Source organism: Variovorax gossypii (genome assembly GCF_003965815.1).
Taxonomy (GTDB): Bacteria; Pseudomonadota; Gammaproteobacteria; order Burkholderiales; family Burkholderiaceae_C; genus Variovorax; species Variovorax gossypii.
Genome location: NZ_RXOE01000006.1, coordinates 23,234 through 48,382 on the forward strand (window position 1 = coordinate 23,234; position 25,149 = coordinate 48,382).

Sequence of the window (25,149 nt, forward strand, 5' to 3'; positions counted from 1 at the left end):
AGAGGTTCCAAGGGCTGCCCTGAAAAGCGGCAGCCACAAGCTGTGCCACCCAACGTGAGGAGACAAAAAATGAGGCGTAATTTCCTGAAGTCCGCAGCCGCAGCCGGCATCGGCCTGGCCGGCGCAAGCGCGTTCGCGCAGCAGCAGGCGGCTGCCCCCGCCGCGGCAGGCGGCCTGCGCGGCAATTCGAGCGACGTCTACGTGATGAACGTGATGGTGTCGGGGGTCGAGTACTGGTTTCCGGTCTACGAAATGATGAAGCAGCTCGGCCGCACGCTGGGCGTTCGCACCCGCTACACCGGCACGCCCGAGTACGACGTGAACAAGCAGCTCGCGTCCTTCGAGCAGGAGCTGGCGCGCAAGCCCGCGGGCATCCTGCTGCACCCGATGAACCCCGACCCGTTCATCGAGCCGATCAACCGTGCCGCGGCGATGGGCATCCCGGTCGTCACCTTCGCGGCCGACTCGCCGAACTCCAAGCGCACCTCCTTCGTCACCTCCGACAACGACCGCGAAGGCACGCAGGCCGCCGACGCCATCGCGGCCTCGCTGGGCGGCAAGGGCGAATACGCGGTGCTGGAGAACCCCGGCCAGGACAACCACGACCGCCGCATCGCCGCCTTCATCAACCGCATGAAGGCCAAGCACCCCGGCATGAAGCTGGTCGGCCGCGCCGCCAGCAACCAGGACCCGAACAAGGCCTACCAGGCGGTGCTGAGCCTCGCGCAGGCCAACCCGAACCTGGGCGCGCTCTTCATGCCCGAGGCCAACTCCGCCCTCGGCGCGGCGCAGGCCAAGGTCGAGACCAAGAAGAACATCAAGGTGATGTGCTGCGACGTGAACGCGAAGATCCTCGACATGATCAAGTCGGGCGACGTGTTCGGCTCCATCAACCCGAACCAGGGCATGCAGGGCTACATGGGCATGATGATGCTGTTCCTGGCCAAGAACCCGGGCCTCATCGACCCGATGAACGACGCCAAGCGCAACGGCACCAACCCGATGGCCGTACCCTTCCTGGACAACGGCCTGTCGGTGGTGAGCAAGGCCAACGCCGACGACTTCTACTGGGACAAGTACCTCGCCCGCCGCGGTACCAAGGGCATCGGCGAGTGAATGGGCACGAAGCGATGAGCGCACTGCTCGAATTGCGGGGCATCAGCAAGCGCTTCGGCGCTTCGCGCGCGCTCTCGGGCGTGGACTTCACGCTGCACCGCGGCGAGATCCACGCCCTGTGCGGCGAGAACGGCGCGGGCAAGTCCACGCTGATGAACATCATCGACGGCATCCACCAGCCGGACGAGGGCGAGATCTCGCTCGACGGCCGGAAGGTGGTGATCGACGGCCCGGCGCACGCCATGCGCCTGGGCATCGGCCTGGTGCACCAGGAGATCGCCCTGTGCGGCGACGCCACCGTGGCCGAGAACATCTTCATGCCGGAAATCAACGCCGGCAAGAGCGCGTGGATGAACTACGCGAGCCTCAACGAACGCGCGGCGAAGGTGCTGCAGCGGCTGGGGCAGGACGTGGACCCGTCCGCGCTGGTGAAGGACCTGAGCATCTCCACGCAGCAGCTCATCGAGATCGCGAAGGCGCTCACGCTGGACTGCAAGGTGCTGATCCTCGACGAGCCCACCGCCGCGCTGACCGACAACGAATCGGCCGCGCTCTTCAAGGTGCTGCATGACCTGCAGGCGCAGGGCATCGGCATCATCTACATCAGCCACCGCATGGCCGAGATCTTCGCGCACTGCTCGCGCGTGACCGTGCTGCGCGACGGGCGCGACGTGCACAGCGGCCCGCTGGCCGAGCTCGATGCCGACGGCCTGGTGCGCCGCATGGTCGGGCGCGACCTGGGCAACTACTACCCGCCCAAGCAGGATGAAACCTCGTCGGGCGAGCACGTGCTCGAGGTGACGGACATCGCCGACGGCGAGCGCGTGCACGGCGTGTCGTTCAGGCTCAAGCGCGGCGAGATCCTCGGCATCGCGGGCCTGATGGGCGCCGGCCGCAGCGAACTCGCCGAGACCATCTGCGGCCTGCGCACGGCCCGCGGCGGCAGCGTGCGGCTGCGCGGCAGGGAGCTCGCCATCCGCAAGTACAGCGACGCGCTGCGCGAGGGCATCGCCTATCTCAGCGAAGACCGCAAGGCGGCCGGCGTCTATCTCGACCTGCCGATCGCGCAGAACATCGCGTCGATGGCACTGAAGCGCGTGAGCTCGCGCTTCGGCCTGCTGCAGCGCGCGAGCGAACGCAAGCTCGCGATCGAGCTGGGCGCCAAGCTCAAGCTCAAGTCCGACGGCGTCGACATCGACGTCGCGAGCCTGTCGGGCGGCAACCAGCAGAAGGTGGCCATCGCCAAGCTGCTGGCCACCAACCCGTCGGTGCTGCTGATGGACGAGCCCACGCGCGGCGTGGACGTGGGCGCCAAGTCGGAGATTCATCACATCCTGCGCGACCTGGCCAGCCAGGGCGTGGGCGTGATCGTGATCTCCTCGGAGCTGCCCGAGATCATCGGGCTGTGCGACCGCGCGCTGGTGATCCGCGACGGCCGGCTCGCCGGCGAGGTGCAAGACAAGGACATGACGGAAGAGGCGCTGCTGCGGCTGGCCTCCGGACTTTGCGAAGAGGAAGCGACAGCATGAATTACCCAGCACAACTCGATGCGGGGACTGCCCCCGGTCTCCAGCAACGCCAATCGGGAGGAGGAGGTCCCGTGAAACCCGCCAGCAAACTCGGCAGCATGCGCGAGATGGGCCTCCTGCTCATCATCGCCGCGCTGTGCGTGGGCATGAGCTTCGCCTCGCCCTACTTCCTCACTTGGGACAACGTGCGCGCGATGCTGCTGTCGTTCTCCATCGAGGGCATCGTGGTGGTGGGCATGACCATCCTGCTGATCGTCGGTGGCATCGACCTGTCGGTGGGCTCGGTGGTGTGCTTCGCGATGGTGGTCACGGGCAAGCTCTTCCTCATGGGCTTCGACCCGTGGACGGCGGGGCTCATCGCCATCGCCGCCAGCGCCATGATCGGCGCGATGATCGGCGGCTGCGTCACGCGCATCGGGCTCAATCACTTCATTGCCTCGCTGGCTTTCATGGTGATCGTGCGCGGCCTGTGCCTCGCGCTCACGCAGGGCACGCCGCAGTCGCTGTTCTCGCTGCCGGCGGAGTTCAAGTTCATCGGCCAGGGCACGCTCTTCGGCATTCCGGCGGTGATCCTGATCTTCCTGGTGATCGTGGTGGTGAGCGACTTCGTGCTGCGCCGCTCCTCGCTGCTGCGCCGCGTGTTCTACACCGGCAGCAACGAGAAGGCTGCGCTCTATTCGGGCATCCGCGTGGGCCACGTCAAGTTCTGGGTCACGGTGCTGTGCGCTGCATCGGCCGGGCTCGCGGGCGTGATCTACACGGCGCGCTTCGGCGCGGCCACGCCGACCTTCGGCATGGGCATGGAACTCAACGTGATCGCCGCCGCGGTGATCGGCGGCGCCAGCCTCAAGGGCGGCTCGGGCACGGTGCTCGGCGCTGTGCTGGGCCTGGCGCTGCTGTCGGTGGTGACCAGCTCGCTGATCCTGCTCGACGTGTCGCCCTACTGGCAGGACGTGATCAAGGGCGTGATCCTGCTCGCGGCCGTGACCATCGACCACCTCATGAACACGAGAAAGACCAAGCGATGAGCAACAGCACCAACAACGCATCGGCCATGCAGAAGACCACGCTCGGCCCGTCGGGCATCGAGTGCTCGGCCATCGGCCTGGGCACCTGGGCCATGGGCGGCTGGATGTGGGGCGGCGGCGACAACGCGGCCGCCGTGCTTGCCATCCAGGCCTCGCTGGACGCGGGCGTGAACCTGATCGACACCGCGCCGGCCTACGGCCTCGGGCGCTCCGAGAGCATCGTCGGCACCGCGCTGAAGGGCCGGCGCCACGAGGCCGTGATCGCCACCAAGTGCGGCCTGGTCTGGCACACCCAACAGGGAACGCACTTCTTCGAAGAAGACGGCCACCCGGTGTACCGCTACCTCGGGCGCGAGTCGATCATCCACGAGGCCGAAGAAAGCCTGAAGCGCCTGCAGACCGACTACATCGACCTCTACATCACGCACTGGCAGGACAGCACCACGCCGGTCGAAGAGACGATGAGCACGCTGCTCGAACTCAAGAAGCAGGGAAAGATCCGCGCCATCGGCGTGAGCAACGTGAGCCCCGAGACGCTGGCCGAATACCTCCGGTACGGCCCGGTCGACGCCGCACAGGAGCGCTACAGCCTGATCGACCGCGAGATCGAGCAGACGCTGGTGCCGCTGTGCACCGAGCACAACGTGGCGGTGCTGGGCTACTCCTCGCTGGCGCTGGGCCTGCTCGCGGGCCCCATCGACCCCGAGCGCAAGTTCACCGGCGACGACCAGCGCGCCACCAACCCGCGCTTCAGCGCGCAGAACCGCGCGAAGCTCAAGGCCTTCTTCGAGGAGCTGGAGCCGCTGCGCAAGCAGCTCGAATGCTCCTTCGGCCAACTCATGATCGCCTGGACGCTGGCACGCGGAAGCATCTCGGTGGCGCTGTGCGGCGCGCGCGTGAGCAAGCAGGCCATCGAGAACGCAGGCGCCGGTTCGGTGCGCCTGCACGACGCCGCGCTGCAGCTGATCGACGCGGCAGCCGGCAGGCACCTGGGCTCGCTGGCCTGAGCCGCCCTCTTCTTTTCTGTCACACAACACACAAGGACTTCTTTCCGTATGTCGAAGGACAAGACCGCACGCCTGAACAGGCTGCTCAACAACGGGCGCTGCCTGGACATCGCGCTCGACCACGGCGTGTGCAACGAGCCGAGCTTCCTCGACGGCCTCGAGGACATGCCCTCGGTGATGGACCGTCTCGTGGCCGCCCGCCCCGACGCGATCCAGCTCAACTACGGCCAGTCCGACCTGCTGCAGGACCGCCCCGGCCGCGACAAGCCCGCGCTGGTGATGCGCATCGACATGGGCAACCCCTACAACGCCACGCGCCACCGCGTGATGTGGGCCGTGCTGCAGAACGAGCACGACCCGGTGCTGCCGGCGGTGCAGCGCGACGCCGCCTGCGTGGTGGTCAACCTCTTCATGCTGCCCGACGAGCCCGATCTGTTCCGCCAGTGCGTGCAGAACATCGCCCGCGTGCGCGCCGACTGCGACCGCTACGGCATGCCGCTGATGATCGAACCGCTGGTGATGCAGGCGCCGTCGGCCGGCAGCCGCTACTCGGTGGACGGCGATGCCGAGAAGATCGTCACGCTGGTGCGCCTGGCGCGCGACATGGGCGCCGACATCATCAAGGCGGACCCCACCACCGACCCCAAGGACTTCCACCGCGTGGTGCAGGCCGCGCGCTGCCCCGTGCTCGTGCGCGGCGGCGGCCGCGAGGACCTGCAGCAGGTGTTCGCGCGCTCGCGCGTGCTGATGGACGAAGGCGCCGTCGGCATGGTGTACGGGCGCAACGTCTACCAGCACGGCAATCCGTCGGCGGTGGTGGACGCGCTGATGGCCATGATCCACCGCGGCGCCAGCGCCAAGGAGGCATGGGACATCTACGAATCGGGTGGCGCGAAATGACATGACGAATACGCGCCCTCTTTAGGAGGAAGAAAGAAGGAAGAAAGCTCACGGCGGGCGACGGATGCGTCGCCCGCCGGGGTGCGTCCTGCGCGCGCGTTTTCTGCCACGCGCCCAGGCAGGCAAGGAAGAGACGAGAGAGACAAAGAGAAAAGACAAACACGGAGTTAGTTGGCCGAGAAGAAAACGGTTCCCCTGCGGACTTCAAACAACCTGGAGGCGACGATGAAAATCCGGTATTACTTGATGGCGTTCCTGCTGCCGTTCGTCACGCTGCTGACGCACGCGGCAATCACGGGGGTCAGTCCGATGACGACCCTGAACAACATGGCGACGGCGGTGGCCGAAGCCGTGGCCGATCCTCTCCCCCTGCAGGGACCGGGCCTCGGCAATCTCACCTACACCTCGGCCGAGCTGTTCAAGCCGGTCTCGATGATCACCAGTGCCGCGCATCCGCTGGACCCGGCGCACAGCAATGCCTACGAGTCGCGCGAGGTGCCCGCCACCTACCCGGGCCGCAAGGACTACGGCATGAACGCCGGCATCATGGTCAACGGCTACTTCCTGACCTCCTTCGCGCCGGACAGCGGCCTCGGCCCGGGCGGCTTCCTGCTGTACGACATCTCGAACCCGCGTCAGATCAAGCTCGTGAAGAAGATCTACGAGCCCGAGGGCCGCACGCAGGAGTTCCGCGAGACCCACTCCTTCGGCACCGCGAAGATCGGCGGCAAGACGTACGTGGTGCTGCCCAGCATCAACGGCGTCGAGTTCTGGGACTTCACCGACGTCAACGACATCAAGCAGGTGAAGAAGCTCGCGCTGCCCGGCGTCAACGGCGGCGACTACGAGAACGTCGCCTGGCAGCTCTGGTGGCAGGCGCCCTACCTGTACGTGGCCTCGGCGGGCCGCGGCATATTCATCGTCGATGCCACCGACCCCGCCAACGCCGTGGTGGCGAACCGCGGCGCCGGCAAGCCCAATCCGGTGCCGACCGGGGAGCTCGGCGGCTTCCGCATCGGCCCGATCTTCACCATGGGCAACCACATGGTGCTGACCTCGATGGACAACACCGCGGGCTTCTCCAGCCTCGACATCTCCGACCCGCTGAACCCCAAGGTGCTGGACACCGTGGGCTCCAACCCCAACTACTACGCCACCTGCTTCGACGGCAAGACGCTGCACGCCTCGGCGCGCGGCGGCGGCGCGAAGATGTACAGCTACGACCTGAGCGACCGCTCCAACTTCGTGGCCGAGGACAACCGCCTCGTCATCGACGAGCAGCTCTACTGCGCCACGCAGGACAACTACGTCATCCAGGGTGCGCAGACCTACATCCACAAGGTCGACGTGAGCAATCCGCTGAACCACGTCGAAGTGGGCCGCGGCAGCATCCTGCGCGAGGACGATCCGAACTTCTCGCACTCCGACAACGGCCAGGTCGCGGCCTTCGGCAACCTGATCTTCGTGGGCAACGACCACGGCTCGGGCAGCGGCTTCGTCGTGCACCAGGTCGACCCCGACACCACCAAGCCGGAAGTCAGGCAGGTCTCTCCCGCCGGCGACTCGAAGCAGCAGGCGCTGACCTCGCGCATCGGCCTGGGCATGAGCGACAGCATCCTGCCCGAGAGCGTGAACTCCAACACCTTCATCGTGCGCCCGGTGGGCGGCAACACGCTGGCGGGCACCTACAGCGTGCAGCTGGGCATCATCAACTTCCACCCCGCGCAGCCGCTGCAGCCGGGCACCAGCTACGAGGTGTTCCTGCCGGCCAACGGCGTGAAGGACTATGCGGGCAACGCCATCGGCGCGGACTACAAGTCGGTGTTCCACACCGGCAACGCCGCCGAAATCGGCCTGATGCACTACTGGACGCTGGCGGGCAACCTCTCCGACCAGATCGGCGCCAACAACGGCACGCCCGCCACCGGCGACGCCTTCGAGAGCATCGGCCTGAACTTCGCGAACCGCACGGCCGGCGTGCCGCTAAAGAGCGACACCGTGGCCACCGTGCTGGGCGGCAGCGCCTCGCTGAGCTTCTACATGAAGACCACGCAGGCCGGCGGCCCGAACTCCTGGACCGCGCCCGGCATCTTCGGACGCGACCAGTCCGGCGGCGCCGACGACGTGTTCTGGGGCTGGCTCGACAACAGCGGGCGCATCAAGCTCTCGGTCGGCAACGACGGCGGCACCACCTCCACCGCGGCGGTGAACGACGGCACCTGGCACCACGTCGTGATGACGCGCGACGCCGCCTCCGGCGCGCAGGCCGTGTACGTCGACGGCGCGAAGACCACCTCCACCGGTCCCACGGGCAACAAGGGCCTGTCGAACAAGTTCGCGGTGCTCGGCCAGATCCAGGGCAACGCGGCGCTCTTCAAGGGCACGCTGGCGGAAGTGCGCGTCTACGGCCGCGTGCTGAGTGACACCGACGTGAACACGCTGCGCGGCCAGGCCATCATCGGCGACCCCGGCATCGGCGGCGGGCCCAAGCTGGTGAACGGCCAGCTGGTGTTCAACCCGGCCACGCTGGGCAGCAGCGGCGCGCAGTACCGCTGGAACTTCGGCGACGGCACGCAGACGGCCTACTCGAACCAGGCGAACTACAGCTACACCTACACGCGCCCCGGCCACTTCACGGTGACGCTGACGGTGAAGGACGCCAGCGGCCGCGAGACCTTCTACACCTACAACCTCACGGTGATCATGCCGGTGACGGCGAAGGCGCCCACGCACACCACCAACATCGCGGGCGACGCGAACTCGGTGTACTCGGTCAACCCCGACAGCGGCACGGTCGCCGCCATCGACTCGCAGAGCCTCGTCAAGCGCTGGGAAGTGCGCGTGGGCGACGAGCCGAAGACGCTGGCCGTCGGCCCCGACGGACGCATCTGGGTCACGGTGCAGGGCGAGGACAAGCTGGTGGTGCTCAACGCCGCCGACGGCAGCCTCTCGGCCACCGTGCCGCTGGCCTACGGCAGCGGCCCCTACGGCGTGGCCTTCACGCCCGACGGCACCAAGGGCCTGCTGACGATGGAAAGCAAGTCGGTGCTGATGAGCTTCAACCCGAGCAACGGCACCACCACCGGCGCGGTCGCGCTGGAGGGCGCGCTGCGCGGCATCGCGGTCGAGTCGGGCTCGCAGGTGGCCTACGTCACGCGCTTCAAGTCGAAGATGACGGGCGGCCAGCTGCACAAGGTGAACCTGCAGAGCATGAGCGCCATCACCACCGTCGCGCTGCCGGTGGACACCACCACGGTGGACACCGAGAGCCGCGCGCGCGGCGTGGCCAACTACCTGAGCCAGGTGGTGATCTCGCCCGACGGCGCACGTGCCGTGCTGCCCTCGAAGAAGGACAACATCGTGCGCGGCAAGTACCGGGACGGCAACAACCTGGTGCACGACCAGACGGTGCGCTCCATCCTGTCGCAGGTCAACCTGCAGACGGCGGCGGAAGAGTTCGGCGAGCAGATCGACTTCGACGACCGGGCACCGGCACGCGCGGCGCTCTTCTCTCCCTCGGGCGACTACCTGTTCGTCGCGCAGATGGAAGGCAACCGCGTCGCCATCGTCGATCCGTACAGCCGCGCGGTGCGTGGCGAGATCAACGCCAGCAGCGCGCCGCACGGCCTGTACCTCGACGCGACGCGCAAGCGGCTGTTCGTCAACAACTTCCTGGCGCGCTCGGTGACGGTGCACGACGTGGCGACGGTGCTGTCGTCGGAGACCAATGTGCCGACCTTCCTGCAGACCGTGTCGACGGTCGCTGCGGAGCCCATGTCGCCGGCAGCTCTGCGCGGCAAGCAGGTGTTCTACAACGCGTCGGATCGCCGCATGAGCAAGGACAACTACATCTCCTGCGCGAGCTGCCATGCGGACGGCGGCGACGACGGCATGGTGTGGGACTTCACCCAGCGCGGCGAGGGCCTGCGCCGCACCATCAGCCTGCAGGGCCGGCGCGGCCTGGGCCACGGCAAGCTGCACTGGACGGCCAACTTCGACGAGGTGCAGGACTTCGAGAACGACATCCGCAACGAGTTCGGCGGCACCGGCTTCCTGACGAACGCGGACTTCGCGGCCACCTCCGACCCGCTGGGCGCGCCCAAGGCCGGCAAGAGCGCGCAGCTCGACGACCTCGCGGCCTACCTGACCTCGCTGACCAAGTACATGCGCAGCCCCGCGCGTGCGGCGGACGGCAGCCTCAGCGTGGACGCCGCGCGCGGCCAGACCGTGTTCAACACGGCGCAGTGCGCGACCTGCCACACCGGCGCCACCTTCCGCGACGGCGTGCGGCACGACGTGGGCACGATCCAGGCTTCCTCGGGCAAGGGCATGAACCAGCCGCTGGCGGGCGTGGGCTTCGACACGCCGACGCTGCTGGGCACGTGGAACACCACCGCGTTCTTCCACAACGGCCAGGCGGCCACGCTGCAGGACGTTCTCACGAGCGGCCACGGCAACGCCTCCAGCCTGCCGTCCAACGACGTGGTCGCCCTGCGCGAATACGTGCGCTCGCTCGACAACGACCCGACGCCGGTGGTCACGCGCATCCGCTCGAACCACAGCAACCTGTGCGTGAACGTGAAGGGCGCGGCGACCACGAGCGGCACGACGGTGGTGCAGTGGCCGTGCGGCAACGCGGGCAACGAGCGCTTCACCGTGACCCAGCTCGGTGGCGGCTTCGTGCAGTTCAAGGCCGAACACAGCGGCCTGTGCCTGGCGCAAAGCGGCACCGCGACGACCAATGCGGCCGTGGTCCAGCTGGCCTGCTCGGCCGGCGACACGACGCAGTGGAGCCTGGTCGGCGCGGCCCTGCGCAACCGCGCCTCGGGTTCGTGCCTGGACGTGCCGAACAATGCGACGACGCAGGACACGGCGCTGATCACGTGGACCTGCAACGGCGGCAACAACCAGAACTGGACGCAGCTTCAGTAGCAGGCAAACCCCCAGGCTGCGCGCACTTCGTGTCGCTTCGCCTACCCCCTTGCAGGGGGCAACACCTGCGGCCCGGCGAAGCCGGTTCCGCGGTGTTCCGCGAAGGAGCCGCCCGTTTTCACGGGCGGCTTTTTTTCTTTGTCTCGTCTGCATTGGCTGCATCCGCTCCATGACCTCTCACGTCATGGACCGTGCGCAGCCGCTCTGGGAAAGTACGTCCATCGAGGAAGCAATCAGTGCCTCGATTCACCAACCAACCAGGAGAAAACACCATGACCGGCTTCAACATCCTTCCCCTCGCAGTGGCCCTGCTGATCGGCGTCGCCGCCCTCGGCTCGTGCCTCGGCATCGGACTGGTCGGCCAGAAGTTCCTGGAGAGCACCGCGCGCCAGCCCGAGCTGGTCGATACGTTGCAGACCAAGTTCTTCCTGGTGGCGGGCGTGACCGACGGGGCGTTCATCATCGCCACCGGCATCGGCCTCTGGTTCGCCACCGCAAATCCTTTTGGCTAACCCCCAGGCTTCGCGCACTTCGTGTCGCTTCGCCCCCCTTGCAGGGGGCAACACCGGCGGCCCGGCAAAGCCGGTTCCGCGGTGTTCCTTAAACAGGCCCGCGCATCAGGAAGCAAGACGACGTATTGGCACCATTCGTGCTAGCACTGTTGACACCAAATTGTTTACAGCTAAAGTATTTAGCTATCAACGGTTTGATGTCGTCGGTGCCGCATGGGGCGGTGCCGGTGCGTTGTTTCTGCATCCTTTCCTGCCGGAGAACCCATGAGCCGCCTGCCCCCGAAGTCGCCCGCGCTGCCGCGCACCCTGCTTTCGCTGCTGCTGTGCGGCTCAGTCCTCGGTGCTGCGGTGTCCGCCACGGCCGCCCCTGTCAAGGTGGGCCTGGCCCTCGACATCTCCGGGCCGTTCGCGGCATTGGGCGCCGAGGCGCGCGACGGTTTCGCGCTCGGCATCAAGCAGCTGGGCGGCAAGCTCGGCGGGCAGGACGTCGAATTCGTGCAGGCCGACATGGCCGGCAGCCCCGACCAGGCCAAGCAGCTGGTCGACCGCATGATCCAGCGCGACAAGATCGACCTCTTCAGCGGCCCCATCGGCTCCAACGTGGCGCTGGCCGTGGGCCCGACGCTCTTCAACGCCAAGGTGCCCTACCTCTCGGCCAACGCCGGCCCGAGCCAGTTCGCGGGCGCGCAGTGCAATGCCTATTTCTTCGGCACCGCCTACCAGAACGACCAGTTCCACGAGGCCGCCGGCAAGTTCGCGCAGGATCGCGCCTTCAAGAAGATCGTGCTGATCGCTCCCAACTACCCGGCCGGCAAGGATGCGCTGGGCGGCTTCAAGCGCCAGTTCAAGGGGCAGGTGGCCGACGAGCTCTACACCAAGCTCGGCCAGATCGACTACGCCGCCGAACTCGCGCAGCTGCGCGCGGCCAAGCCCGACTCGATCTACTTCTTCCTGCCCGGCGCGATGGGCATCAACTTCATCAAGCAGTTCGTGGGCGCGGGCCTGTCGAAGGACATCACGCTCGTGACCAGCGGCTTCTCGGCCGACGAGGACGTGATCGGCGCAGTGGGCGAGCCCATGCTCGGCCTCTTCAACACCTCGCACTGGGCGCACGACCTCGACAACGCCGCCAACAAGGCCTTCGTGGCCGCGTTCCGCAAGGAATACAACGGCCGCTACCCGTCGGTGTACGCGGCACAGGCCTATGACGCGATCCTCGCGATGGACGCCGCCGTGAAGCAGGCCGGAGGCAACGCGCAGAACCGCGAAGCCGTGGTGGCCGCACTGAAGAAGGCCAACTACGCCTCGACGCGCGGCAACTTCAAGTACGCGAACAACCACTATCCCGTCGAGAACTTCTACCTGCGCGTGATCGGCAAGGACGCACAGGGCAAGGTCACGAACAAGCTGATCAACACCGTGCTCACGAACTACGGCGACTCCTACGCCGACAAGTGCCCATTGAAATAGGCTCGCCCCCAGGCTGCGCGGCACTTCGTGTCCGCTTTGCCAACCCCCTACCGGGGGCAACACCTGAGGCCCGGCGAAGCCGGTTCCTCGGTGTTCCCTGAAATCAATGCGGGCAACCCTCCTGATGGTTCTATGAGTGGAATTCTTGTTCTCGAGCAGTTGCTCAACGGCCTCGGCTACGGGCTGATGCTGTTCCTGCTGGCTGCGGGGCTCACGCTGGTGTTCGGCATCATGGATGTGCTGAACCTCGCGCACGGCTCGCTCTTCATGGCCGGCGCATACGTGGCGGCCGAGGCGCACACGCGCACCGGCTCGTTCGCGGCGGCCATCGTCATTGCGGTGGCGATCACGGTGGTCGTGGCGCTCCTGCTCGAAGTGCTGCTGATGCGCCGGCTCTACACGCGCGATCACCTCGCGCAGGTGCTCGCCACCTTCGGCGTGATCCTGGTGGCCGACGACATCGTGAAGATGGCCTGGGGCCCTTCGCCGGTGATGGCGCCGACGCCCGCCGCGCTCTCGGGGCCGGTCGACCTGATGGAGGGCCTGCCCTACCCGGCCTATCGCCTAGTCATTCTTGTCGGCGGCCTGCTGGTGGCGCTGGCGCTGTACCTGCTGGTGAACCACACGCGCATCGGCATGCGGGTGCGCGCGGGCGCCTCCGACCGGCCGATGGCCGAGCTGATGGGCGTGCGCGTGGGCCGCATCTTCAACGGCGTGTTCCTGCTCGGCGCGGCGCTGGCCGCATTGGCGGGCGCGCTGATGGGCCCGATCGTCGCCGTGCAGGTCGGCATGGGCGAGGCCATCCTGATTCCGGCGCTCGTGGTGCTGGTGATCGGCGGCATCGGTTCGGTGCGCGGCGCCTTCGTGGCCGCACTGCTCGTGGGCGTGGTCGACACCGTGGGCCGCGCCTTCGTGCCGATGCTGCTGCGCGCCACGCTGCCACCGGCGACCGCGGCCGACCTGGGCCCGCTGTTCGCCGAAGTCGCGATGTATGCGCTGATGGTGGTCGTCCTCATCTTCCGGCCCTCCGGGCTCTTCTCGGCACGCGCATGAAGACATCGTCAAGCTACATCGGCCTCGGGCTGCTCTTCGTGCTGCTCGCGGCGTTTCCGCTGGTCGCGCCCGCCTTCGGGCTCGAGTTCTACATCGGCTTCGTGCGCCGCGTGCTCGTCGTGGCGCTGGCCGCCGCGAGCCTCAACTTCATCCTCGGCTTCGGCGGCATGGTGGCGCTGGGGCACGCGGGCTTCATCGGCGTGGGCGCATACACGGTGGTGGCGCTCAGCGACTCCGGCGTGATGTCGGGCTGGATCATGTGGCCCGCGGCCGCGCTCGTGGCCGGCCTTGTCGCCGCGCTGATCGGCACGGTGGCGCTGCGCACGCGCGGCGTGTACTTCATCATGACCACGCTGGCCTTCGCGCAGATGCTGTACTTCGTGGTGGTGTCGCTGCGCCGCTATGGCGGCGACGACGGCTACACGCTGATGTCGCGGCCCACGCTCCTGCCCGGGCTGGACCTGGGCAACGAGGCGAACTTCTACTGGGTGGTGCTGGCGATCGTGACGCTCACGCTGTGGTGGCTGCACCGCGCGACGCAATCGCGCTTCGGCCATGCGCTGATGGGCATCCGCGACAACGAGACGCGCATGCGGGCGCTGGGCTATCCGGTGTTCCGTCTGCAGCTGGTGGCCTTCGCCATCGCGGGCTCCATCGCCGGGCTGGCCGGTGCGCTGCTCGCTGGCGGCAACGGCTTCGTGAGCCCGGCGACGATGCACTGGACGCAGTCGGCCACGCTGCTGGTGATGGTCGTCATCGGCGGGCTGGGGCGCAGCTGGGGCGGGCCGGTGGGTGCCGTCGTCTGGCTGGTGCTCGAAGAAGCCTTGAAGCAGCACACGGAGCATTGGCACATGCCGCTCGGGCTGCTGCTGATCGCCGTGGCGCTGTGGGCACCCAAGGGACTTGCTGCCCTGTACAAGCGCCGCATGCCCCTCACCCCAACCCTCTCCCCAGAGGGGCGAGGGAGCAAGTCATGAGCCTTTTCAGAATCGAAGGGTTGGTCAAGCGCTTCGGCGGACTGCTGGCGACCGACCATGTGAGCCTCACCGTGGAACGCGGCGAGGTGCATGCGCTGATCGGACCGAACGGCGCGGGCAAGACCACGCTGGTGAACCTGATCACCGGCCTGCTGAAAGCCGATGCCGGGCGCATCCTGCTCGACGAAGCCGACATCACGAAGCTGAAGGACCACCAGCGCGTGGCCGCCGGCATGTCGCGCTGCTTCCAGGTGACGCGCGTGTTCCCGAAGGAGACCGTGCACGACAACCTGATGCTCGCGGCGCAGGCGCATGCAGGCACCAGCCTGCGCTTCATGGCGCCGCGCGCGAAGGAGCGCGATCTCGTCGATCGCGCCGTGGCGCTGGCCGAGCGCGTCGGCCTCGGCGCCGAGCGCACGCGCATCGCAGGCACGCTGCCGCACGGCGCGCAGCGCGCGCTCGACGTGGCGCTGGCGCTCGCGGCCGAGCCCAAGCTGCTGCTGCTCGACGAACCGATGGCCGGCATGGGACCGGACGAATCGGCGCGCATGGTGGAGCTGATCGAGTCGCTGCGCGCGTCGATGGCCATCCTGCTGATCGAGCACGACATGGACGCGGTGTTCCGCCTCGCCAACCGGCTCACCGTGCTGGTGCAGGGCAAGGTGCTGATGAGCGGCACCGCCGACGAAGTGCGGGGCCATCCCGACGTGCAGGCCGTCTACCTCGGCACCGAAGCCGAAGGCCATTCATGAACACGGCCACCATGACATTGCTCGAAGCGAAATCCATCGAAGCCGGCTACGGCGCCAGCCAGGTGCTGTTCGGCATCGACCTCGACATCCGCCCCGGCGAAGTGCTCGCGCTGCTCGGGCGCAACGGCATGGGCAAGAGCACGCTGCTGAAGGTGCTGACGGGCACGCTCTCGCCGATGCGCGGCAGCGTGCACTTCGGCGGCGCGGCCATCGGAGGACACAAGCCCGACGCCATCGCGCGGCGCGGCGTGGCCATCGTGCCCGAGGGTCGGCATGTGTTTCCGAACCTCAGCGTCGACGAGCACCTGCGCGCCTTCGCAAGGCCGCGTCCGGGCAGCGCGCCGCGCTGGACCCTGGAGGCGCTCTACGGCCTGTTCCCCCGTCTGTCGGAACGCAAGGCCAACGCGGGCAACCAGCTCTCGGGCGGCGAGCAGCAGATGCTGGCGATTGCACGCGCGCTGTCGACACATCCGCGCCTGCTGATCCTCGACGAAGCCACCGAAGGCCTGGCCCCGGTGATCCGCGAGGAGATCTGGCATTGCATCGCCACGCTCAAGGCCGAGGGCGAAGCGATCCTGGTGGTCGACAAGTACGTGCAGCGCCTGCTGCCGCTGGCCAACCGCCACGTGATCCTCGAACGCGGACGCGTGGTGTGGCAGGGCGACTCGGCCGCGCTGGATGCCGACCGGTCGCTGTGGACGCGCTACCTGGGCGTGTAGAGGCAGCTTCGCCAGCAGCTCACGGCTGCGGGCGACGCGCCAGGAAGTAGACCCACGCCTCGTCGTTGCGGCCGATGCGCTCCATCTCCCAGCAGGGGTGCAGGCCGGCCGCCACGAGCTCCGCGGCGAACCGGTCCTTATCCCAGCACACCGTGTGGTAGTCGCCCTTCTTCTCGCCTTCGCCGACGCGCATGGACACCAGGAAGACGCCGCCGGGCACTAGTGCATCGAAGACCTTGCGCAGCACCCCGGGTACCTGCGCGCGATCGACGTGGATCAGCACGCACATCGCGAGGACGGCGTCGTAGGGCCCGCCCAGCGCATCGGTCACGACGTCGAGCAGATCGCCCTTCTTGCCCCGCTGCGCCTGCAGATCGAGAAATGCCTGCGCCGCGTCGGTGCGCCGGACTACGCCGCCCAGCGACTCGACGAAGTCGGCGTCACGCCCCGGACCGGAGCCGATCTCGAGCACGCTGCCGCCGGCGGGCACGAACGCCATCATCCGTCGCATCGAATCCGCGATTTCAGGCTGCAGCGGATGTTCGGCCACGATCGCGTTGTACTCGCGGGCATGCGCGTCGTAGGACTGGACGGTGCGGCGCGAATTTTCCAGCGCCTGCGCGGGGGTCTTCATGAGCGGCCTTTCCGGCCCATCGGACATCCGGCGGGACCTGGATGGAAAGTCTAGGCCCAACGCGCCATCCGGCTCATGGGGAAAGTTGCCTAGGCGCTGACCGGTGCCGTGGCGTGCGCGGGCCGCAACGCGCGCAAGGCCAGCATCAGCACGATGGCCGAGCAGCACGCGATGCCCGCCACCATCGGCAGCGGCGTGCCATTGGCGAAGGGCGACACCAGCGCGACCATCATCGCACCGCCCGCGAAGTTCAGCGTGCCGAGCAGCGCCGAGGCGGTGCCGGCGCGCGCGGCATGGCCTTCCATCGCGACCACGAAGGCCGAAGGCACGATCACACCGTTGAGCCCGTAGACGACCACCAGCAGGCCGACCAGCACGCCGAGCCGGTCGACGCCCGCCAGCGTCAGCACCAGCAGCAGCCCCGTGACGGCGGCATGCGCGACGACCGCCGTGCGCAGCACGCGCCGGATGCCGAAGCGCGTGGCGAGCCAGCCGTTGGCCTGCGAGGCCGCGATCATCGACACCGCGTTCAACGCGAACAGCACGGCATACATGCGCGGCGAAATGCCGTAGTGCGCGCTCATCACGAACGACGAGTTCGCCACGTAGACGAAGAAGCCCGACAGCGTGAGCGAGGCCATGAAAGCCACGGCCAGGAAGCGCCGGTCGCGCAGCAGCACGCCATAGGCGGCCATCGCACCGCGAAAGCTGCTCTGCGCAAGCGCTGCCGGCGGCCGCGTCTCGGGCAACAGCACCGCCACCATCGCCGCGGCCAGCACCGCCAGCGCACCGATCACCCAGAACACCGCGCGCCAGCTTGCGGCCTCTGCCACGAAGCTGCCCACCAGCGGAGCCAGGATAGGCGACACGCTGTAGACCAGGATCAGCAGCGACATCAGCCGCGCCGCCTCGGTGCCGGTGTGCAGGTCGCGCACCACCGCGCGCGGCGTGACCATGCACGCACAGGCGCCCAGCCCCTGCAGGAAGCGGAAGGCGATCAGCACGCCGATGCTCGGCGCCAGCGCACAGCCGATGCTCGCTGCGACGAACACGGCAAGGCCCACGTACATCGGCCGCTTGCGCCCGAACATGTCCGACAGCGGGCCGGCCACGAGCTGACCCGCGCCAGTCGCAATGAAGAAGGCCATCAGGCTGGCCTGCACCGCGTGCGCATCGGCGCCCAGCGCATGGCCAATGGCGGGTAGCGCGGGCAGGTACATGTCGATGGCTGAAGGTCCGATCGCGGTGAGCAGGCCCAGCACGATGGCGTAGCGTGAAAGTTGAGCGTTCGATGAGGACATGCGCCAATGGTCGCGCTTCGAACTGAATGATTGAATAATCAACAGACCGCTTTTCCTATTCATTCGTACAGAAGAAACCATGGATCCGTTGTCCGATGTGCTGTCGATGCTCACGGTGAGCAGCACGCTGTCCTCGCGCTTCGAGGCACGCGGCCGCTGGGCATTCCGCTATCCGCACTACGACTCGCACATCAAGCTGGGCGGCGTGCTCACGGGCCGGCTGCGGCTGCAGATCGGGGACGAGGGCCCGCCGGTCCTGCTGGAAACGGGCGACTTCTACCTGCTGACCAACGGCCAGCCTTTCACTTCCTCCAGCGATCCGCCGGGTCCGGTGCAGGACGGCATACAGGTCAGCCGCGACCACCGCGGACCCGACGGCGTGCTGCGCTACGACGGCCGTGCTGCGGGCGATGCCGAGGCAGTCACCATGGCGAGCGGTCGCTTCACGCTCGACAGCGAAGCCGGCGAACTGCTGCTGCGCCATCTGCCGCCGCTGATCCACCTGCGCGCGAGCGCCCCCGGCGCGCGGCCGCTCGTGGGGCTGCTCGACCTGCTGGGCTGGGAGACAGCCGAGATGCGCCCGGGCGCTTCGATTGCCCGCACGAATCTCGCCGCACTGGTGCTGGTGCAGACCTTGCGCGTGTATCTGGCGAATGCGCCGCAACCCGAAGGCTGGCTGGGCGCGATGGCCGATGCGCGCATCGGCGAGGCCTTGTCGCGCATGCATGGCGACATCGCGAAGCCATGGACAGTGGAACGCCTCGCGCAGTCGGCGGGCATGTCGCGCACGGCCTTCGCGGTGCGCTTCAAGTCACTGACGGGATCGACGCCGCTCGACTACCTGGGCGGCTGGCGCATGACGGTGGCGCGCAATGCGCTGCGCCACAGCGACGAGGCCATTGCGCGCATTGCCGAGCGCATCGGCTACCAGTCGGAAACGGCGTTCAGCGCTGCCTTCCGGCGCATGGTGGGCGAAAGCCCCGGACGCTTCCGCACGCTGAGCCGCGGCGATCGCGCAATCGGCGCCTAGCGCACTTCGCAGTCGACACCGCTCGACTTGGGGGGAGCAGAACTGCCGCTGACGGGTGGTCGCGTGAAGGCGACCGGCGGCGTGAACGGGATGCCGGGGTTCTTCGGAAGGGTGATCGGCGCCTGGCTGGGCGTTGGCGTGAAGCCGAACTGCCCCGGGGCAAAGTTGGTGCTCCCGCCCTTGTTGCTGACATTGATCAGGCCATCGATCACCTGGACATACAGGCCCGGCGGAAGAACGGGAGCGGAAGCAGCTGGCACAAGCTGTGCTGCTGCGTGCATCGGGACCAGGGCAGCCGACAGCGCGGAAAGGAAGAAGAAAGAGAATTTTTTCATCGAACGGTCTCCTTGCAGTGCTCGGCTCACTGCGGCACGAGGGAAACGACCATGCTGGCGCTCCCCTTCAGCACACCCGCCGGGGTGTTGATGACGGTCGCGTCGCGGCTGCGCTGGCCGAGCGCACCGGCGATGCTGCGAAAGCCGCCTTGTGCCAGCCCCAGCTCGACCTTGTCGTCCTGCGGCTTGCCGGCGTCGTAGCTGTAGCGCGTCACCACCAGCATCGACTGCGGCTGCAGGGTCAGCTCGGCGCCATCCGCGAACTTCAGCTGCGCATAGGCGCGGCTCTCGGTGGTGAGCGTGTCGCCCTGGTGAACCGGCGAATCCACCGCCAGCAGCCGGGTGACGCCCTGCGCGTTGCGCGCGGCCAGGATGCCCGAGAGATTGGTCACGGTGCCGACCACCTGTGCATGGGCCGAGGGCACCAGCGCCAGCCAGCCGATGAGGCAGAGCAGGCCCGCGATGCGTCGTGCTGTCGGCGATATGGATGTCGATTTCGATGTCATGTGCCGCTCCTCAATTGCAGTACATCTTCTTGGCGGGCTCGCTCTTGGTCGCGGCCTTGTCCGCCGACGCCACTTCCTTGGTGTCCGTCTTGTCGGTGGACTTGTCGGCTTTCTCGTCGAAGGTCTTGTCGCTGGCAGGATGCAAGGGACCTGCGGCAGTCACGGTCTTGATGATCTCGTTGGCCGCCTGCAGCACCGGCCTCCTCGGCTCCGACGCCGTCGGCGGGCTCAGGATCTGGCAGAGCGCCGAATTGGGCGCGATGGTGCAGATGTCGGCGGAAGGCGGCGGCGTTGATGCGATCGGCGCCACGCACCCCGGCAGCGCCGGGCTCACGGTACATGCGGCCGCAGTCGGCAGCACGGCCGAGCAGCCGTCGAGCGACCTGTTCGCCACGCACTGCGCCAGCGTCGGCAATACCGCGTCGCAGCCGGGCAGCGCGGGGTTGGTGGTGCAGGCCCCCAGCGTGGGCACGACGGCGGCGGTGGCGCGCGCCACCGAGCTTCCGCCGGCCGGGTAGCTGACGGTCAACGTGGCGGTGCTGTTCGGCGAGGTCTGCACGGGCGCGTTGACCTGGCTGAAGGTGCCGCTGTTGCTCAGGCCCCTCGCCACGACGAAGTCGGCCTGTGCGCCGTTCGCAGGCAAGGCGCCGCCAAGCCCGGCGAGGTTGAGAGCGCCGGCGAGGTGCGCCGATCCGTCGATGTCGAGCAGGTCGAAGCCGCTGCCGCCGATCTTGATGTTCAGCGCGCCGCTGCCGGTCTGCGTGTAGTTGCCGCGCACGGTGAGCGTGCCTGCCGTCGTGGCGGTGCCGGGCGACACGATGCCGTTGTTGACCAGCGTGCCGTCGCCGCCCAGCGCGATGGTGCCGCTGCCGCTGATGCTGCCGTTGTTGTAGATGTCCGCGCCGCCACCGCCCAGCGTGGCGCCGGCCTGCAGCACGATGGTGCCGTTGTTGGGGTTGTCGGTGCCCTGGCGCGCATCGAGCGTGCCGCCTTCGATGCGCACCGTGCCGCCCGCCATGTTGCTGAGAGGCACGGAGACGAGGCCCGTGCCGGTCTTCACCACGGTGCCACCGTTCGCGAGCCGCCCGTTGCCGGCCGTGAACGCTGCGCCGTCGCCGAGATTGAGGGTGCCGAGGTTGTTCCACGTCGTCGTGCCCACCAGCGTCACTTCGGACCCGGCCATGTTCACGACGTTGCGCGTGGTGAGTGCGTTGCCCTGTCCCTGGATCACGGTCGATGCCCCCATCGACAGCGCCGGGGCGGCCGCCTTGACGTCCACCGCGCCGAGCAGCGAGATGTAGTTCTGCCAGGTCATCGCGCCGGCGCCGGAGAAGTCGGCGCTGCTGTTCAGGCTCACGTTGTCGAGCGTCAATTGCGCGCCGCTCGCCACTTGCATCCTGCCGCCGAGCGTGGAGCCCGCCAGGGTCAGTCGCCCGGCGTCGGCACGGATAGTGCCGGCCGCGCCGTTCTGGATGCCCGTGAACTGCTGGTCGCTGGCGGTGGCCTTCACCAGCGTGCCGTTGTTGATGAAGGTGGCCATGACGCCGCCCGCGCCCGCGAACACGTCGGAGCGCGTGCCGGTGGTGGTGACGGTACCGTCGTTCTCGAACTTCACGCGCTCGTCGTGCGCCAGGATGGCGCCGCTGCTGCCCCTGACCTCGACGGCCGCGCTGTTCCTCCAGACGCCGGCTTCGCGCAGGGTGACTGCGCCGTCGACCACCACGCTCGCGCCCTGCGTCAGCAGCGTGTTGCCGCCGGTGTTGAGGCTCATGTCGTGCAGCACCAGGCTGTTGCCGCCCGGGCCGAAACTCAGGTTCGTGCCCAGCGTCACGGCGTCCGACCATGCGACCGTGCCGGTACCGGTGAAGCCCGAACCGGCGTTGAAGGTCTGCCCGCCCGACATCGACAGCGTGGAGGGCGCGCTCACGTTGAACACGCCGCTGTGGGTGCCGCCCTGGCCGAACGACACCGTGCCGGGGCTGTCGATGTTCACGGTGCCGGCGTTGTTGAGCACGCCCGAGATCGGCGAGCCTTCGCGCTGCACCAGCAGCGTGCCGCCCGCTCCTACGTTGACGGCGCCGGCCACGATGGCCGAAGTGGGTGCGGCCAGCGAGGTGGTTCCGCCGCCGATGATGAGCGTGCCGTTGCCGGTCGCCGAAGAACCTTCAGACACGGTCAGCACGCCGCCGTTCAGGTTCATGTCGGCGTTGACCTGGGCCGCATGGCTGGCGCCCGAGTCGTCGTTCTGCAGGTTGCTGTTGAGATTGAGCCCGAGCTTGCCGCCCTTGCTGGTGATCGCCGCGTTGATGACGATGTTGTTGCTGGCGTTCAGCGTCAGCGTGGAGTCTGCGGCGCTGGTCCTGGCGATGGCCGACGAGACGGTGATGTCGCCGGCCCCGGTCGTGGGGCTGCCCGTGGTGATGCTCACGTCGGTGCCCGCGTCGAGCTGCGACGTGATGATGTCGGCGCCGATGTGCGCGCCGGTTTCGCTCGAGGTGATGGCGTTGGTGCCGGTGGTTCCGCCGCTGCCGCCGCCGGCCACGATCTCGATGCTGATCGGGTCGATGTGCCACTCGCCGCCGCGGCCCACGATGGGCACGTTGACCACGTCGAGCGAGCGCTGGCCCGAGGTGTCGACGTAGCCTCCGCGCCCCGCGCTGCCGGTGGCCGACACACGGCCGTCGATCGCCGCAGCGCCGTCGGCGTAGAGAACGACGTTGCCGCCGGTCGTGCCGTTGGCGCTGATGTCCGATGCGGCCGTCGTCTTCAGGTCGCCGGAGGCGCGCAGGAACACGCGGCCGCCCTCGCGCACCACGCTGTCGGCGTTGATGCTGCCGCTGTTGGTCACCAGGCCCGCCGCCAGGCCGATGCGCCCGGCCTCGGCCGCGATGCGCCCGAGGTTCTTCGCCTCGCCCGGCGTGCCGGTGATGGCTACCGAGACGCCCGGCGTTCCGGTGTCGACCAGCTGCACGGTCTGCCCCGCCGCCAGCAGCACTTCGCCGTTGGGCGCGCTGAGCGTGCCGCTGTTGACCACGCTGGGGCCGACCAGGTAGATGCTGCCGCCGCTCGCGGCGTTGATGGTGCCGGCGTTGCGGACTTCGCCCGCCGAAGCCGTGCCGCGGAACATGAGCCGGCCCGCGAGGAAGTCGCTGTCGCTGACGTTGAGCGTGCTCGCAATGAAGCTGCCGACGTCGATGCGCGCACCGGGCCCGACCATGATGCCGGCCGGATTGATGAGCCAGAGCGCGCCGTTGGCCTTGATCTGCCCGTAGATCAGCGACGGGTCGCCACCGACGGTACGCGCCAGCAGCGCCGAGGTACTGCCCGGCTGGCGGATGTCGACCAGCGCGTTCGCGCCGACATTGAAGGTCGCGAAATTGACCAGCGCCTGCGGCGTGCCCTGCAGGATGTTCAGCGTGTTGCCGTTCTGCGTGAACGAGACATTGCCGGAGGTGACGCTCCAGCCCGTGGGCAATGCGCCCGGCAGCGGCTGGGCCCACAGCGGGAGCGGAGCGGCGGCGGCGCACAGCGCGGCGGCGGCCATCGGCAGGAGGCGGCGTCTGAAGTTCGGGCGCATGGTGTGTTTGCCTTGTGTGGGGTTCAGAACGCCAGCATCGCGCTCAGGTGGGCGCGCCAGTCGCCGCGCTTCTCGGTCAACGAGGGGCCCGCGTCGTTGACGCGGGCGATGTCCAGCCGCAGGCTGAAGTCGCGACCCCAGCTGTAGCGCGCGCCGACGCCCATGCTCGACACATGGACCCGGCGCGGCAGCGTGGTGCCGGCCGTGCGGCTGTTGCTGCCCTGCCCCGCGTCGAAGAAGACCAGCGCGCGCAGCTGGCCGGGCACGCCTGTCAGCGCACTCAGCTCGGGTGAATAAAGTTCGGCGTTGACGACCACGCCACTGTCGGCCACGACGGCGCGCTCCAGGAAGCCGCGCACCAGCGTCTGGCCGGTCAGGCCGAACTGCTCGCTCGCCACCAGCGGCGTGTTGGTGTACTGCGCACTGCCCGCCAGCCGTGCCTGCCAGCCGCTGGACAGGTTCTTTGCGTACGAAGCGCTGCCGCGCAGCACGACGAAGTCGTCCCGCGTGCGGCGGTTGCCGGGCGTGAGGTAGGAGTAGCGGTCGGTGCGGCCGTCGAGATTGGTGTAGCGCGTGCCGCTGGGCAGGTTGCGCGACAGGCCGGCGCTGTAGGCCAGCACTTCGTCGACGCTGTCGCGCTGGCCGATGTAGGTCAGGCTCAGCGGCATGGTGACGTAGGGCACGCACGAGGCGATGGGCGGTGTGGGCGGCGCGATGCTCACCTGCTCGCCGCCGATGTCGCAGCGCGAGTCGATGCGGCGGCGGTCGAGGCCGACCACGAGCTTCGAGCTGCTTTCGCCGCTGCGGCCGAGAAAGTGGTTCCAGCGCAGGCCGTAGACATCGCCCTTGCCGGTGAAGCCCAGCACGCCGCCGAGCGTGGGCGAGCTGGCCGGCGAGTTGACGCTCGACTTGCCGTAGATGAAGTCCAGGCTGTCGCCGAAGCCGTAGAGCGGGATGCGGTAGCCCAGCGAATACAGGTGCAGCCGCATGCCCGCGGGGCTGTCGGGCGAGGTGGTGTACGCCAGCGTGCCCACCTGGTCGCGGTTGAACAGGTTGGCGTGCTGCAGCGCGACGCCGGTGCGCCAACGGCCGCTGGCCTCGGTGCCGGTGTTGTCGAGCGTGGTGATGAGGCGCAGCGGATCGTGGTCGACCACCGACACCTTGGCGTCGATGGTGCCGGGGCTGGCGCCTTCGCCGAGCGTCACGCCGATCTGCTTGGCCGGACTGTCGTTGGCCAGCTGGACCGACTCCGAGACGGCGCGCAGGTCGGGCACGCGGCCGGGCTGCAGGCGCGAGAGGCTGGCGCGGATGTTGTCCGAATCGAAGTGAGTGTTGCCGCTGACCGTGACCGACGAGATCACGCTCTCGGTCACGCGCAGCTTCACGGTGCCGCCGGTGAGTTCCTGCTCGGGCACCGAGACCCGCACGGTCGTGTAGCCGGCACGGGTGTAGGCCTGCTGCAGCGCGTCGACCGCGCGCTGGATGTCGCCATAGGCCTTGCCGGGGCCCGCCATGGAAGCGACCAGCCGGTCGACTTCGGCGGCGCCGAGCAGCGTGTCGCCTTCGACCTGGAAGCGCGAGATGTCGAAACGCTCGCCCTGCGCGTTGGCCCAGCCCGCGATCGCCAACATCGTCGCGGCCACGCCGCATCGCAGCCACTGCCTCGTCAGTCTTTGTCTCATTCGTTCACCCAGGAAACACCGGTGGCTGAACAAATAAGGCGGGACGGTGGCCGTGTTCAGAGTGCTACATATGGTAATTCAATGTAAAC

The 25,149-nt window shown here is 68.2% G+C and carries 18 protein-coding genes and 1 pseudogene; 13 read left to right on the forward strand and 6 right to left on the reverse strand.

The genetic code is table 11. The features are described from left to right. Window positions 1-69 precede the first annotated feature (69 nt). From EJP69_RS20755 to EJP69_RS20810, 12 genes and pseudogenes are all read left to right on the forward strand, one after another. Window positions 70-1,116, forward strand: a complete 1,047-nt coding sequence (locus EJP69_RS20755) for a substrate-binding domain-containing protein (RefSeq protein WP_093301435.1) — start codon at window positions 70-72, stop codon at window positions 1,114-1,116. Window positions 1,117-1,130: 14 nt separating this feature from the next. Then, entirely contained in the window at window positions 1,131-2,645 is a 1,515-nt protein-coding gene (locus EJP69_RS20760; protein ID WP_126472362.1) for a sugar ABC transporter ATP-binding protein, read from the forward strand. Further along, entirely contained in the window at window positions 2,642-3,673 is a 1,032-nt protein-coding gene (locus EJP69_RS20765; RefSeq protein ID WP_093209076.1) for an ABC transporter permease, read from the forward strand. Before EJP69_RS20760 ends, EJP69_RS20765 begins: the two co-directional genes overlap by 4 nt. Next, on the forward strand, window positions 3,670-4,680 hold the full coding sequence (locus tag EJP69_RS20770; protein ID WP_240652249.1) for an aldo/keto reductase: 1,011 nt from the start codon (window positions 3,670-3,672) through the stop codon (window positions 4,678-4,680). The genes EJP69_RS20765 and EJP69_RS20770 overlap by 4 nt, the downstream gene beginning before the upstream one ends. A 48-nt stretch (window positions 4,681-4,728) precedes the next feature. Beyond that, on the forward strand, window positions 4,729-5,580 hold the full coding sequence (locus tag EJP69_RS20775; protein WP_093209079.1) for a class I fructose-bisphosphate aldolase: 852 nt from the start codon (window positions 4,729-4,731) through the stop codon (window positions 5,578-5,580). Between the two features lie 225 nt (window positions 5,581-5,805). Beyond that, complete coding sequence (locus EJP69_RS20780) at window positions 5,806-10,512, forward strand: RICIN domain-containing protein (RefSeq protein WP_126472363.1); 4,707 nt, start codon at window positions 5,806-5,808, stop codon at window positions 10,510-10,512. Between the two features lie 272 nt (window positions 10,513-10,784). Beyond that, window positions 10,785-11,024 (forward strand): F0F1 ATP synthase subunit C, encoded by a 240-nt coding sequence (gene atpE, locus EJP69_RS20785; protein WP_012745530.1) that lies wholly within the window; start codon window positions 10,785-10,787, stop codon window positions 11,022-11,024. Between the two features lie 264 nt (window positions 11,025-11,288). Continuing rightward, window positions 11,289-12,494 carry an ABC transporter substrate-binding protein gene (locus EJP69_RS20790; RefSeq protein ID WP_093209084.1) on the forward strand — a complete coding sequence of 402 codons (1,206 nt, stop codon included), beginning with the start codon at window positions 11,289-11,291 and terminating at the stop codon, window positions 12,492-12,494. Window positions 12,495-12,626: 132 nt separating this feature from the next. Continuing rightward, the gene (locus EJP69_RS20795) at window positions 12,627-13,547 is read left to right on the forward strand and encodes a branched-chain amino acid ABC transporter permease (RefSeq protein ID WP_126472364.1); all 921 of its coding nucleotides are present in this window, start codon (window positions 12,627-12,629) and stop codon (window positions 13,545-13,547) included. Beyond that, window positions 13,544-14,524 (forward strand): branched-chain amino acid ABC transporter permease, encoded by a 981-nt coding sequence (locus tag EJP69_RS20800; RefSeq protein ID WP_126472365.1) that lies wholly within the window; start codon window positions 13,544-13,546, stop codon window positions 14,522-14,524. The genes EJP69_RS20795 and EJP69_RS20800 overlap by 4 nt, the downstream gene beginning before the upstream one ends. Then, window positions 14,521-15,276 (forward strand): ABC transporter ATP-binding protein, encoded by a 756-nt coding sequence (locus EJP69_RS20805; RefSeq protein ID WP_093209092.1) that lies wholly within the window; start codon window positions 14,521-14,523, stop codon window positions 15,274-15,276. Before EJP69_RS20800 ends, EJP69_RS20805 begins: the two co-directional genes overlap by 4 nt. Window positions 15,277-15,356: 80 nt before the next feature. Continuing rightward, window positions 15,357-15,995, forward strand: a pseudogene (locus tag EJP69_RS20810) (ABC transporter ATP-binding protein); the annotation flags it as partial. Between the two features lie 19 nt (window positions 15,996-16,014). Here EJP69_RS20810 and EJP69_RS20815 read toward each other — a convergent pair. Continuing rightward, window positions 16,015-16,629, reverse strand: a complete 615-nt coding sequence (locus EJP69_RS20815; protein WP_126472366.1) for a class I SAM-dependent DNA methyltransferase — start codon at window positions 16,627-16,629, stop codon at window positions 16,015-16,017. An 89-nt stretch (window positions 16,630-16,718) separates the two neighbouring features. Beyond that, window positions 16,719-17,930 carry a multidrug effflux MFS transporter gene (locus tag EJP69_RS20820; protein ID WP_126472367.1) on the reverse strand — a complete coding sequence of 404 codons (1,212 nt, stop codon included), beginning with the start codon at window positions 17,928-17,930 and terminating at the stop codon, window positions 16,719-16,721. A 79-nt stretch (window positions 17,931-18,009) separates the two neighbouring features. Between EJP69_RS20820 and EJP69_RS20825 the strand changes: the two genes are divergently transcribed. Beyond that, window positions 18,010-18,960, forward strand: coding sequence for an AraC family transcriptional regulator (locus EJP69_RS20825; RefSeq protein WP_126472368.1), 951 nt, complete (start codon window positions 18,010-18,012; stop codon window positions 18,958-18,960). Here the strand turns inward: EJP69_RS20825 and EJP69_RS20830 are convergent. The 4 genes from EJP69_RS20830 to EJP69_RS20845 are packed head-to-tail and all read right to left on the reverse strand — an operon-like array spanning window position 18,957 to window position 25,060. Then, entirely contained in the window at window positions 18,957-19,325 is a 369-nt protein-coding gene (locus tag EJP69_RS20830; protein WP_126472369.1) for a hypothetical protein, read from the reverse strand. The two genes, EJP69_RS20825 and EJP69_RS20830, sit on opposite strands and share 4 nt — an antisense overlap. After that, on the reverse strand, window positions 19,322-19,801 hold the full coding sequence (locus EJP69_RS20835; protein ID WP_126472370.1) for a FecR family protein: 480 nt from the start codon (window positions 19,799-19,801) through the stop codon (window positions 19,322-19,324). The genes EJP69_RS20830 and EJP69_RS20835 overlap by 4 nt, the downstream gene beginning before the upstream one ends. A 10-nt stretch (window positions 19,802-19,811) precedes the next feature. After that, the gene (locus EJP69_RS20840) at window positions 19,812-23,378 is read right to left on the reverse strand and encodes a beta strand repeat-containing protein (RefSeq protein ID WP_126472371.1); all 3,567 of its coding nucleotides are present in this window, start codon (window positions 23,376-23,378) and stop codon (window positions 19,812-19,814) included. A gap of 23 nt (window positions 23,379-23,401) precedes the next feature. Next, complete coding sequence (locus tag EJP69_RS20845; RefSeq protein WP_240652250.1) at window positions 23,402-25,060, reverse strand: ShlB/FhaC/HecB family hemolysin secretion/activation protein; 1,659 nt, start codon at window positions 25,058-25,060, stop codon at window positions 23,402-23,404. Between the last annotated feature and the right edge of the window lie 89 nt (window positions 25,061-25,149).